This is a genomic window from Saltatorellus ferox (genome assembly GCA_007751475.1).
GTDB lineage: Bacteria > Planctomycetota > UBA1135 > UBA1135.
The window spans coordinates 6,706,904-6,718,922 of sequence record CP036434.1 but is presented as its reverse complement, the minus strand read 5'-3'; the positions used below and the strand labels follow the sequence as shown (position 1 = coordinate 6,718,922).

The 12,019-nt window shown below is 68.8% G+C and carries 7 protein-coding genes; 3 read left to right on the top strand and 4 right to left on the bottom strand.

Going from position 1 to position 12,019, the window contains the following annotated elements; translation table 11 throughout:
- Positions 1-7 precede the first annotated feature (7 nt).
- Together Poly30_RS24345 and Poly30_RS24340 are read right to left on the bottom strand one after the other, a co-directional pair.
- Positions 8-3,805 carry a tetratricopeptide repeat protein gene (locus Poly30_RS24345; RefSeq protein ID WP_145203749.1) on the bottom strand — a complete coding sequence of 1,266 codons (3,798 nt, stop codon included), beginning with the start codon at positions 3,803-3,805 and terminating at the stop codon, positions 8-10.
- 26 nt (positions 3,806-3,831) lie between these two features.
- A complete protein-coding gene (locus Poly30_RS24340; RefSeq protein ID WP_419190612.1) occupies positions 3,832-7,704 on the bottom strand; it encodes a DUF3857 domain-containing protein in 3,873 nt (1,290 codons plus the stop codon).
- Positions 7,705-8,124: 420 nt separating this feature from the next.
- On the opposite strand from Poly30_RS24340, the gene Poly30_RS24335 reads away from it, so the two are divergent.
- Together Poly30_RS24335 and Poly30_RS24330 are read left to right on the top strand one after the other, a co-directional pair.
- Entirely contained in the window at positions 8,125-9,024 is a 900-nt protein-coding gene (locus tag Poly30_RS24335; protein ID WP_145203742.1) for a hypothetical protein, read from the top strand.
- A 102-nt stretch (positions 9,025-9,126) separates the two neighbouring features.
- Complete coding sequence (locus Poly30_RS24330; RefSeq protein ID WP_145203739.1) at positions 9,127-9,624, top strand: FKBP-type peptidyl-prolyl cis-trans isomerase; 498 nt, start codon at positions 9,127-9,129, stop codon at positions 9,622-9,624.
- Between the two features lie 19 nt (positions 9,625-9,643).
- Here Poly30_RS24330 and Poly30_RS24325 read toward each other — a convergent pair whose 3' ends face one another.
- Positions 9,644-10,390 (bottom strand): hypothetical protein, encoded by a 747-nt coding sequence (locus Poly30_RS24325; RefSeq protein WP_145203737.1) that lies wholly within the window; start codon positions 10,388-10,390, stop codon positions 9,644-9,646.
- The gene (locus Poly30_RS24320; RefSeq protein ID WP_419190611.1) at positions 10,372-11,502 is read right to left on the bottom strand and encodes a class I SAM-dependent methyltransferase; all 1,131 of its coding nucleotides are present in this window, start codon (positions 11,500-11,502) and stop codon (positions 10,372-10,374) included. Before Poly30_RS24320 ends, Poly30_RS24325 begins: the two co-directional genes overlap by 19 nt.
- Before the next feature lie 170 nt (positions 11,503-11,672).
- Here Poly30_RS24320 and Poly30_RS24315 point away from each other — a divergent pair, with 170 nt between their 5' ends.
- On the top strand, positions 11,673-11,951 hold the full coding sequence (locus Poly30_RS24315) for a peptidylprolyl isomerase (protein ID WP_145203733.1): 279 nt from the start codon (positions 11,673-11,675) through the stop codon (positions 11,949-11,951).
- Positions 11,952-12,019 lie beyond the last annotated feature (68 nt).

Here is a 12,019-nt window from a genome sequence, read left to right as displayed (position 1 = left end):
GGAAGGCCTACTTCTTCATCAGGCGCAGAGGCCTTTTGAACTCCTGCTCGACCTCGCCCATTCGGGCGAGGAATCCGGGCACTTCCTCCGGAGCGAGAACCATGCCGCGCTGCTCGAAGCGCTGCTCGTAGAGCCTCGAACCCGACGGCTCGTCGGTCACGTCGAGCACCACTTCGAAGCCCTCGCGGATTTCGCCAGCGTCCGGCGCGGCCTCGCCGAGCTGCCATCCATCGCCCGGTTCGATACGGATCCGGGCGCGCACCCGAACGGGCTGACGCAGGGCCATCGGCCAGCGCCGGTCGGCGGGCCCGAACGCCTTGTCCAGCTGCAGCGGCACGAACGGAACGGCGGCCACGTACTCCGGTCCCCGCGCCACGGCGAACTCCCTCGCGGTTCCGTGAAAGAGCAGCACCATGCCCTCTCCCTCGGACCCATCGAGCACGACCCTCGCCTCCGCGAGGTCCACCCCCGGCGAGAAGTTCGCGGCCTGTCCCTTCGCGAAACCCTCGCGCTGCTGCGCGGTGGCCTCGCGGATCTGCTTGATGAGAACCATGCCCCTCGGCGAGGCGTCGTCCAGCCTGCCGCTGACCTCGGCGCTACCGTCTGGCTGGACGGCGTAGGTGACCTGGAGGTTCAGGTTCCAGTGCTCGCCCGCCTGGGTCCGTGGAAGGGTCTCCTGGCGGGCATCCCCCTGGCGATCTTGTAGCACGTACGCGGACGCGCCCACCATGCTGTCCGCGATCGCGCCGAACGGCGTGCCGGGTGCGTTGGCGTAGATGATCCAGACAGGATCGCCCGCATCGTCCGTGACGCCCAGGCGCAGCACCAGCTGCGCGAGGTTCTCCACACCTTCGAAGACGAGCGGAGATGGCGCGTCCAGTTCAGGGGACACGAGACTTTCCAGCACGGCCCATTCGAACGGAACGCCCGCTCGCTGGTAGAGAGCTGCGAGAAGGAATACAGGCCAGCCCTTCTCGGTCAGCCAGACGGTCGGTGCATCCTGATCGCCCTGGAAGCTCTGGAGGTACTCGTCCAGCGCGTCGTAGATGGCCTCTGCGCGCCCCCGCGCGTCGCCCGACTCGACGTCCTTCGTCGCCTCCTCGATGAACTGGAAGAGCTCCGGCTCCAGGTCCGCGGGGACCGTCGCGCTCGCCACCGCGTAGCGCCACCAGCTGCGAAGCTCGTCCGCGCGATCGCGATCGTCCCCGAAGGTGGCGACCGGCAGCAGCTCGATCTCGCTCGGCTGCAGCGGCTCCGCGATGAACTGGGGATTCGATGCGGTCAGCACGTGCACCGTGCCGCCGTCTCGCTCCAGGGTTTCGTGGGTGCCATCGAAATTCTGGAGCACGAGTCGTCCGGGCAGGCCAGCCGGCACGAAGATCACCCAGCGCGACGTGGGGAACGCCTTCTCGAAGGACGCGAATCGCCAGAGCTGGCCGCTCGGCGGCGCGCCCGCCACGCCTTCCTCGATCTGGTCCCAGACCTGATCGACCACGTCGCCCGTCTCCAGCGCCGGCAGCACCCACTCGCCGTTGACGTCGACCGGCTCCTGGATGTCGCCGTTCTTCTTCACGATCCGGATGCGCCGCGTGCCTTCGCGCACGGGGAGCGCGTGAAGTGCCTCGGCGCCGGAGCGATCCATCGGCATCGTGAGCGTCTGGTAGCGAGCGTGGGAGGTTCCGTCCGGGAAGAGGTACACGAGGCCGGAGTCGAGGGCCTCGACGACCGAGGCCGACTCTCGCTCGCGGGCGAAGGAGGTGGCCGCCGCGACATCCGGGCTGAACTCCTGGAAGAAGGCCTCGGCGGGGTCGGTGGCCTCGCCCGGGAGAAGCCTCTTCAAAAGCTCGCGACTCGTCTCGTCATGGGGGCGGAGGCTGAGCTCCTGGCGCAGCGCGCGGATCGCGCCGGTATCGTCGCCTAGCTCGAGACGGCGATTGGCGAGGTTCCACCAGGCACGCGAGAGCTTCGGGTAGGCCTCGGCGAACGCGACCTCGAGGTCGAGGAGCTTCTCGTCGTCGCCCTGGGCTTCCATCACGCTCGTCAGCGCCCCGGGAGAGATCGCTCGCTCCGGATGGCGCGCCTCCCAGGCCGCGGCAGCGCTGCGCAGCGTGCCGAGGCGCTCGTCGCCAGTTTGCGTGAACACGCCCAGGAGGAAGTCGAATGCCGCATCGTCGGAGGCATCCGTCCGAAGCGCGGTCCAGGCGTGCTCGATGGCGTCCGGCCGCGCGTCCTCGGCGGCGAGCCGCTCGACGAGTCGCATGCGGGCGCGAACGTGGTGGGGGTGTTTCTCGAGGATCTCTTCCAGCGCCATCTGCGCCATCACACCCGTGCGATCGATGCGATCGAGCGCGCGCTCACGGGCCATCTTCGGCTCCGCGATCCCCGGGACGGCGGCCATCCAGGTCTCCGCGAACTCCAGCGCCTCGACCGGCTTGTCCTCGCTCAGGAGCCTGCGGATCTCCGAGCTGTAGGCTTCGGCGGAGACCACTCCGCTCGCTTCCAGCTCGCGAACGACGGCCATCGTCTCGCGCCGCTTCAGCTCGTCGGGCAGGTGCCGTGCGCGCTCCACGGCGATGAGTCGGTGGCGCAGCCACGCGTGCAGCTCGGCGTCCGGCACGCCTTCGGGGCGCGGTTCGGCGAGCGCCACGTCGTGGCGGCCCAGCAGGCTCGCGTGGAGCATGCGCAGCGCCGGAGCGTACGGGCCTTCCCGGAGCGATGGGGACAGGTCTTCCAGCGGATCCGGCAAGCGCTCGACGGTGGCGTCCGGCGGGGCCGGCGTCCAGGTCGGCATGGGGGAGACATCGAGCGGCGGCTGCTCCATCAGGATCGCGCGACCCTTGGCATCGACGAAGCGCACCGAGAACGGCGTCCGGTCCTCGGTCGAGACGCGGATCAGCAGGGCGTTCCACTCACCGGAACCCGGGGTCACGTGAGCGCGCAGCACGCCGGTCACGTCGAGCGGCGTCAGGCGCGGCTCGTCGAAGACGAGCGCGCCGTTCCACCAGGCCCGCAGCGCGTTGCCGGTGCGGATCTCCATGGTGATGGGCCCGTCCACGACCTCGGCGGGTACCCGGACGAAGGCGAGGCCGTAGGTCTGGCCGCCGCCCGGATAGATCTGATTGCGCCAGCGCGCCGACACCTGGTTGGCGTGGCGGTTCACAGGTGTCCAGGCCCGCTCTTCGCCGTCGGCGGCGAGGTACGACGGGGCGAAGCGCTGGGGCGAGCTTCCGAGCGCGGAGGCGTCCGGTTCGGGCGAAAAACGCCCTGACCCCTCCGGGCCGAAGCGCGCGGAGAGATCCGGCGCGGGCGCCGTGGCGGGCATGCGCTCGCTCAAGGGACCGAGCGGACCGACGACGTACCAGGACTTCACGAACTCGGGGTACAGGTCGTCCGTCCACGCGGCCGGGGAGGGCCCGTAGCGCCGTGCCCGCGCGTTGCCGTGGACGCCCATGCGCACCTCCAGGGAGCCCGGGCCGAGGTCGAGGCGCTCGCTGAGTGCCTGGAGACGCTCGCCCTCCTGAACGATCTCGGCGAGGCTCCGGTCCGCGGACTCGTGCTGATCCAGGAACCGGTAGGCGAGGCTCGCCAGCTCCCCCTGGGGGTCGGCTTCGACCGCGCTCAGGAGCGCCTCCCGCCAGGCCATCAGGTCACCGCTCCACAGACTGGGATGCGCGACGAGGAGCTCGGGCGTGACGCCGCTGGCGACGGACGCTGGATTCTCTGCGGGAGCCGCGTCCTGGACGGCCAGGGCGGGAGCTGCGAAGCCGGTGCAGAGGGCGGTCGCGACGAGGAACGGAAGAGTCATGGGGAGGGCGTTGAAGGAAGAGCGAATCACCTGGACACCTCCACGGCGACGTTCTGGCGCTGGGCCGCGTCGACCTGGCGCGCGGCTTCACGGAACTCGGTGTAGCGTTCCAGGGGAACGCGGTGAGTGCGGAGCTCGAGGCGCTCGTGGATGATGATCCTGAGCGGAGGGTCGTTGACCGCATTGCGGGCGTCGAAGTTGACGTCGAAACCGTTGACCCCGAGGGAGACCTTGCGCACGTACCCGAGGTCCGGCGTGTCGATCACGACGTCGTCAGGGACCCGCTTGACCTCGCCCCCGATGGGCAGGTCGTAGTTCAGCGTCCGATCGACCGCCCACGGTACGTCGAGCAGCACGTCGGTCGTGCGCTCGCTCTCCGAAGCGATCCCTTGCACCAGCCGGTACGGAGCGAAGCTGGTCGGTAGCTCCCACGTGTTGTCCGCCATGCGTCCGACGCGCTCCAGCTGGGCGCTGAGCGTCAGCGTCAGCGGCTTCGTCAGGTCCTCGTAGTCAGGATGCTCGGCCGTCACGTCACCCTGGATCGCACCGAAGTACTGGGTCATCGTGCTCTCGGCGGCTTCCGACTGCTGCGTGTCGTCCGTCGAGAAGCGGTAGCGAAGCTGCGGATCCCAGCGGCCCTTCGGCTGCTGCACGAACGTCGCCATCGGTGAGCCCTCGATCGCGAGATCGATCGTGATCGTCTCGACCTTCTCGTTCTGAGGGACTTCGGGGAAAGCGATTCGCATCTGTTCCGCCCCATCGCTGCGGACCGTCAGCACCTTCGCGCCGCGGTCGGAGTCGGGCAGTACTTCCAGGGGATGCAGTCGCGCCGTCCCGTCGAGGAACTGCTCGGGGATGCCTTCCTGCTCGGGGATGTAGGCGATGCAGTGGTTGAAGTGCGCCACGAGCGGAAGCTCGTGGTCCTCCTCGTGGCGGCGGCCCTCCGACTGGATCAGCACCGGCCACGCCTCGATCCCGACCTCGCTCAGCATCGCGCGCATCAGGATCGCCTTGTCCTTGCAGTCGCCGAAGCGGCGGCTGAAGATCACGGGCGCGCTGTAGGGCTGATAGCCATGCACGCCGAACTCCCACGCGTTGTAGCGAATGTCGGTCACGACGAAGTCGTAGATCGCGCGCAGCTTCTCCTCGCGCGTCTCCTTGTCGCCGGTGAGTTCCTCCACCTTCGCCACCATCTCGGGGCTCGTGGCGATCTCCTCGCGGATGAGGCTCCACCACCACCGGCCGAAGCTCTCCCAGCTCTCGTAGGTGCTCGCCTGAATGCGCGGAATGCTCTCGGCCGCAGGTGGCTCGAGCGCCTCGGTCCGGCGCGGCATGATGTCCCGAACCGCCCAGGTCGTCTCGACGCTGCCGTCGGCAAAGGTGTTGTGCGAGCCGACCACCATCGCGTCACTGGAACCAGCGGCGAGGTGGTAGTACAGCTTCAGCTCCGGCGACTCCAGGACCGTGATGTCCGCCTCCAGGGTCGGCAGCTGCGGCTCGGGCACGAACGCCGCGTCCAGTCCGAAGTAGTTGCCGAAGATCGAGGTCTGGATGTCGTCGCGGCGCCACTCGATGTCGACGACATCGCCGACGTCGAGGGGCGGCAGGTCGATGGAGAGACGCGGCCCGCGGCCCGTCTGTCCCTCGTCGATCGTCCCGTCCGGATGGAGCACGCGAACGCTCAAGATCCGCTGGTCCTCGGCGCCGGGGTAGGCGCGGAAGTTGCGGCGATCGAGCTGGCGAACGCCTGCTTCGGACAGCACCCGCTGGACCGTGCGGAAGTAGCGCCGCGCCTTGCCGTCGGCGCCGACCTCGACGACCTGACGGTGCAAGAGAACCTCGCGCGGCGCGTCGACTGCGTCGGTGCTGCTCGAGTCCGCCGAGTCCACCGACTCGGCGGCGGGGTGGCGCGCGATGATCGCTTCGAGGGGCTCCGCGTAGCGCACCTGAAGCGGGGCGCCCGCGCCCTCGCTGGCTTCGGCGAGCGCCTCGGCGCCCTCGACGCCCGGGCGGGTGCTCAGGAATTCGAGGAGGCGCTGTTCATCCGCCTTCGACGGGTCGTACTCGCACGACTTCGTGATCGCCTCGAGCGCACCCGCCGTGTCGCCGAGCGCCAGGAGCGCGCGCGAGCGCCAGGAGTGGAGCGATGCCGACTCGGGGCAGAGCTCGAGCGCGTCGTCGAAGAGCTTCAGGGCGTCCTCGGTCGAGCCGATCGCCATGAGCCTGCGCGCCGCCCAGATGCGATGGTCGATGTCGTAGGGGTTCTTCGTGAGCTCCTCGCGGAAGCCGGTGAGGAACGCCTCCACGTCGCGCCGCCCCGCCTTCAGCGAATCTTGCTCGCGCAGGACACGCCGTGCCTGGACGTCACCCGCATGGGCGGCGAGCTGAACGAGCTCCAGGCGCTCGGGATCGGTCCAGGGAAGGTAGGCGGAGAGGCCGAGCGCCTGATCGGGCCAGCGAGCCATCGTGGGGTCCGCGGCGATGGCACGAGCGGCGCGCTGGGCGAGCGCGACCTGGCCGTTCTCGTACAGGTAGCGCACCTGGCCGAGGCGCGCGAGGAACGAGTTCGGGTCGGCGGCGAGGGCTTCTTCCACCAGCTCGAGCGCGCGCTCGCCGAGGTCCTGGGACTCCGCGGTGAACGAGGCGTACCAGGCCATCAGCTGCGCCTTCGGCCCGTGGCGCTCGATGGTCTCGTTGAGCACGTCGAGCCACGGGTTGATGTCCTCCTCGACGTCGAGAGCGCCGGCGACGCGGATCGTCTGGAGCACCATCATGGCGGCGCTCAGGCGCTCGGGCTCCGCGATGTGCGCGGCCTTGGCGTCCTGGTAGCCCGGACGTTCCTTGCGCGGCGTGGCCTTCGCACGAGCGGCGAGGGCGCTTCGTTCGAGGACGGAGGTCGCGTCGACCTGTCGCGCGAAGTAGGCGCGGCCGCCAGGGGCCGGAATGCCCGCGCCCTTGCGGAGGCTTCGGCCCGGATCGACCAGCTCCCGCTCGGCGGCGCCCTTCGGCTTCGTCGCCGCCGATTCGAGCCTGAGCGGGGCGCCCGTCGCCGGGTCGACCAGTCGGGCGGCGAAGGCCGGGTCGGCGTCCTGGCCGCCCACCTTCAGGGTGATCTCGTTCCAGCCGCTCTGCAGCCGCACTCCGATCGAGTGGCCGTCGGGGCCGAAGTCGTGGAGGCCGAGGGCCTCGTAGACGGGCTGGCCATTCCACCAGACGCGCAGTTCCTCGGTCGCGCCGATAAGCAGTACGGCGCCGCGCTCCTCGTCGCTTCGGACCCAGGTGCGCGCGATGAGACAGCTCTGCGCGGACGGATCGATCAGCTCTCCCAGGAAGATCACGCCGTCGCTGCCGGGCGCGGGGGCCAGGCGCCAGTCGACGTTGCGAACCTTGCCCGGGTAGGGGCCCCCGTAGGGCGCCTCTTCGGCGGGCGTGGGGCGGTTCATGCCGCGGCCGCGCTCGTTGTCGAAGGGCCCGACGAACTGCCACGCGGAGAGCGGTGCAAGCTGTCCCACGTCCTCTCGGAGCCACGCCATGGCTGCGTCGAGGGTGGGCGCTGTTACGGAGAAGTCCAGGTCCGCGAGCGCCGCTCGCCAGAGGTACGCGCGCGGCCCGATGAGCTGGGCGAACGCTAGCTCGGCTTCCAGGGAGGCGACCTCCGCTTCGTCCACCTCATCACCGGAGGACCACCGTGACATGGCGTCCTGGAGATGCTCGCGAGCGTCGGCGAGTAGATCGGGGTGCTCTCCGCTCGTCATGTGGGCGGCAGCCGTGTCGAGTCCGGATGCGCCCGTGGCGGCCCCGGAGACAGCGACCGCGCTGTCCTGGGTCGCCAGGGCCAGCGTGCAGCTTGCGTAAAGGGACGCGCCTACGAGCGCGGCGTGAAACGTGTGTATTCCCATGGGATTCAGGCGGTGTAAGCGCGCCCGGTGGGGCGAGCGGGCGAGCAGCATAGCCGCTCCGGGGAGGCGCCGCGGGGCATCCGGCGATCCGGCGGTGCCTCGTAGGCGATACGGACTCCACTTGCTCGTGTGGGGAGCGAGTTCGGCCCGCGGCGGTTCGACGATTCCGCGGTTCGCCCGGCGGGTGATGGGGGAAGTCCCCGTGCTGGTCTGGGGCACGGTGGGTCAGGCCGGGACGCGCCGGGACGCACTTCAGAAACTTCCGTCCAGCGGCGGGGGACGCGGTGTCGATCACCTCCCCAGCCAGCCGCAGCAACCGGGGGTGAGCCATGCTCCGTCACGTGACGGAGATGGGTGTCTCGCTCCGCTGTCGCGCCACCCCAGAGCTCCCAAGTGACGACGCCTAGCTACCTTTCCAAGTTGATGTACGCCGCCGCTCTCTCGAGCGGCTTCTTCCTCGCGGCTTGTTCTTGCGAGGATGGGTGTGACGTCGGAGCCAGCGCCATGGCGTCCCCGAGCCAGATGGTCGGGATCGACCCAGGCATCTCCAGCGCGGACGTCTTCACGACGCCGGACAGCGCCATGACGGTGGCCCTGCGCTCGCTGAAGGAGAAGAAGATCAGCGCCTTCCTGCAGTCGGTGGTGCCCCAGGCCGAACTCGCCAAAATGCGCGACGGTTGGAAGAAGGCGCAGTCGGAGCCGGTGAGCCCCGACGAGGACAAGGAGTTCCAGGCCTTCATGGGCATGGCCACCGCGGAAGGGTCGGAGGAGATGCTCTTCCTCATGGTCAAGCCGTACCTCAAGGACGCGCAGGAGCAGCTGCAGGGAGTCACGATGATGCTGCCCATGATGGCGGCTGGTGCGCTGGAGAACGCGGACGTTCCGGCCGAGACGGGCGCGATGATCGGCCAGCTCTCGGCGAAGCTGGCCAAGCTCGATATCACGGACGAGGACAAAGCCCGCGAGGCGATCGGCGTCTTCGTGAAGGCAGCCCGCGCGCTCGACGTCGAGACCGCTTCGGAGATCAAGGCCCTGAGCTTCGAGGACATGCTCGGGCGCGTGGATATCGCGTACGCGGGCCTGATCGATATCCTCGGCGTCTACGACCTTTCGCCGCAGAAGACCCTCGAATCCATGAGCGTGAAGATGGTCTCCACGGAGGGTGATCACGCGCGCATGGAAATGACGTTCAGCCTCTTCGGAGCGGAGCCCCAGTCGATGCCGTTCGAGATGGAGCGAATCGACGGTCGCTGGTTCCCGAAACCCTCGCAAGAGGCCGCTGAGGAGCCCGAAATGGGCACTTCTCGCCTGGCTCGATAGCCAGAGAATCGGCGCGGCACGGCCTCGATCGGGCCGCGCCGCCGCCATTAATTCCGCTAGCGGGGTCCCAGAAGGGTGCCGGGTCGGCTTAGTCTCTTCGACATGACTCAAGCAAACACCATCGCCGACGGATCCGTCGTCACGATGCACTACAAGCTGGTCCTCGGCGATGGCCAGGTGGTCGATAGCTCCGAGGGCTCCGAGCCCCTCGCGTACCTCCACGGCTCAGGGAACATCGTTCCCGGCCTGGAGTCGGCCATGTCCGGCAAGGCCGAGGGGCAGAAGTTCGACGTCAAGGTGACGCCGGAGGAGGGCTACGGCCCTCGGCACGACGAGGCGGTTCAGACCGTGCCGCGGACGATGTTCCCGCCGGACGCGCAGCTCGAGGCAGGGATCCAGTTCCAGGCCACCGACGAGCAGCAGCGCCCGATCATGGGCACGATCAAGGAGGTCTCGGACGAGACCGTGACGGTGGACTTCAACCACCCGCTCGCGGGCCAGGAACTCAACTTCTCGATCGAGGTCGTCGAAGTTCGCGCTGCCACCGCCGAAGAGAAGGAGCACGGTCACGTACATGGCCCTGGCGGCCATCATCACTGATCCGAATCACTGATCCGAATCACTGATCCGAATCGCGCTCCAGGCGTCCGTAGAGCAGCGACTTGTAGGTCCTGAGCAGCACGGTCGTCGTCGGCACATCGACGTCGAGTGGCACCCTCGTGATGGGAGTGTCCTTCGTGAACGGCGGGGGATTCGGTGCGAGGAACAGATCGGCCCAGAGCCGCGGCGGCGCGCCCACCAGGATCTGGTCGGGGGCGCCGTGTTCTTTCCAGAGCGCGGTCAGCTTCTCATTGGTCTCTTCGATGAGCAGGCGCGCATTCTGGAGACGCAGGCGCGACCCGTAGCGGGACTTGCCCTTGGACGCCAGGTAGGTGGGCTGCGCTCGCCCGCTTCCCCGAACCACGTAGCGCTTGAAGGCCTTGGTCGCGACGGGCTCGCCGCCCCGGAACATGGCCAGCGCGACCGCGCCCGCCTGGGCGAGGATCATGCACTGATCGGGCAGTTCCTGGGGATAGGCGCGCAGGTACGTCTCGAGGTCGCCGCTGGCTCCGGCGTCGCTGCTGGATCTCCGGCGTGCGCGGCGCGCGAAGGCCGCGGCGGAGTCGTCTTCCACCTGGTCCATGAGGGCGTCCGGCAGCGGCACCACGCGCGGGGGCGTGAACGTGATCCGCTCTCCCGTCGACGCGTCCTTTCCGATGAACGCGGCGCGCTTGGGGTCGAACTCGAGCGCGCACGGTCCGAGCCATCCAGGGAGTCTCGCCGGAACCTCGGACCAGTGCAGCGTCGTCACGGCGCCGCGTGCCATGCGTCGACGAGCCAGAGGCCGTTCTCATCGCGGTTGAGCTCGATGAGGACGCGGTCCTCGAAGACGGACTGGCCCTCCGGCGGCAGGAGCCGTCCCGTGACGTGCCCGGTTCCGACGCGGGTCAGCTCGGCTTTCGTTCCCTCGGGAACGAGCGGCGCGCTTTCAGCCTTCATCCACCGGCCGATTTCGACCGCGGTGTCCTTGCCGGCCCACGGCAGTCCGCCGTCGATCATCACCGCCCGGTCCAGGAACGGCGCGACGATTCGCGGATCGTCACGGCGCAGCGCGTCGAGGAAGCCGGCGGCCATCGCCTGGGCCCCGAGCGGCGGCGGGGTCATGGACGAACCATCGGCGGGTGCTTCGGGCTCCGGGAACGGCGCGAACGCCATCGCATGCTGCCACGGCAGCTCGTCCGTCTCGGCTGCCAGAACGAAGCCGTTGGCCGCCATTTCGGCGATCATCTGGGCCTTCGTCATCTTGTGCTCCGGCTTGATCGGAACGCTCTTGTCCTCCGTGCGGAACTCCACCAGCACCAGGGTGCCTTCTTCCCGGAGCGATTCGCGGACCGCCTGGAGCACGCGGCGCGGGTGGCTGAGCTCGTGGTAGACGTCGACCATCAGGACGAAGTCGCAGGAGTCCGCGGGCAGATGGGGGTTATCGATCGTGGCGACGACCGGCGCCACGTTCAGGGGCGTTCCGAGGCGCGCGGCCTCTTCACCGACGCGGCGATCGAGCAGCTTCAGCATCTCGGGCTGGAGGTCCACCGCGAAGACGCGGCCCTCGGGGCCCACCGCCCGCGCCAGCGGAATCGTGTGATAGCCGTTGCCGCAGCCGAGATCCGCCACGGACGCGCCCCGTCCGACGTCGAGCCACGCGCGGAGCTGCTGGCCGTTCTCTTCGTTCTCACGGGTCTCGCGCATGAGCCAGTCCGCCCCGCGCCAGTGCATGGTCTGGGCGATCTCCCGGCCCATGTAGACGCGCTTACGGCCGATCTCCTGGACCTGGTCGGCTGCGATCCGGCCCGAATGTTGGGCATGTGCACCGCCGAGGGCGGTGAGGAGAACGAGGGTGCCCGCGAGGGGCGCCCGGCGCAGGCACGACGGGATGAGCATGGGCGCAGCATAGATCATCCGTTCTCATCCGGCACTCATGGGCCCGGAGGGGGCGCATGAGGGGCATGGATCGGCGACTCGGGTCTTGCGGTTTACGCGCCCGATCGTCGCGGCTACCATTTCGGCCCGTTTCTTGAACCGTCCCCTGGAATCCAGCCCCGCATCAGACCATGGCCCGCGCTACCGCCCGTCACATCCTCGTCCCGACCGAAGAGAAGTGCCTCGAACTCAAAGCTCAGATCGCTTCGGGCGCCAGCTTCGAGGATCTCGCCAAGCAGCACTCGACCTGTCCTTCCGGCAAGAACGGCGGCGCACTCGGTGAGTTCGGCCCCGGCCAGATGGTGAAGGAGTTCGACACCGTCGTCTTCAACGAAGCCGTCGGCGAGGTCCACGGCCCGGTCAAGACGCAGTTCGGCTACCACCTGCTCGAGGTGACGAGCCGCTCGTAGCTTTTGGCTCGCACGTGACTTGACGTCAAACAACGGCCCCGCGGATCGAACGACGATCCCCGGGGCCG

Bases quoted from the DNA above. Each gene is read 5' to 3' on its own strand.
- Poly30_RS24325 (WP_145203737.1), bottom strand. From the start codon at position 10,390: ATGGCACGCGGCGCCGTGACGACGCTGCACTGGTCCGAGGTTCCGGCG.
- Poly30_RS24320 (WP_419190611.1), bottom strand. From the start codon at position 11,502: ATGCTCATCCCGTCGTGCCTGCGCCGGGCGCCCCTCGCGGGCACCCTC.
- Poly30_RS24315 (WP_145203733.1), top strand. From the start codon at position 11,673: ATGGCCCGCGCTACCGCCCGTCACATCCTCGTCCCGACCGAAGAGAAG.
- Poly30_RS24340 (WP_419190612.1), bottom strand. From the start codon at position 7,704: ATGGGAATACACACGTTTCACGCCGCGCTCGTAGGCGCGTCCCTTTAC.
- Poly30_RS24330 (WP_145203739.1), top strand. From the start codon at position 9,127: ATGACTCAAGCAAACACCATCGCCGACGGATCCGTCGTCACGATGCAC.
- Poly30_RS24345 (WP_145203749.1), bottom strand. From the start codon at position 3,805: ATGACTCTTCCGTTCCTCGTCGCGACCGCCCTCTGCACCGGCTTCGCA.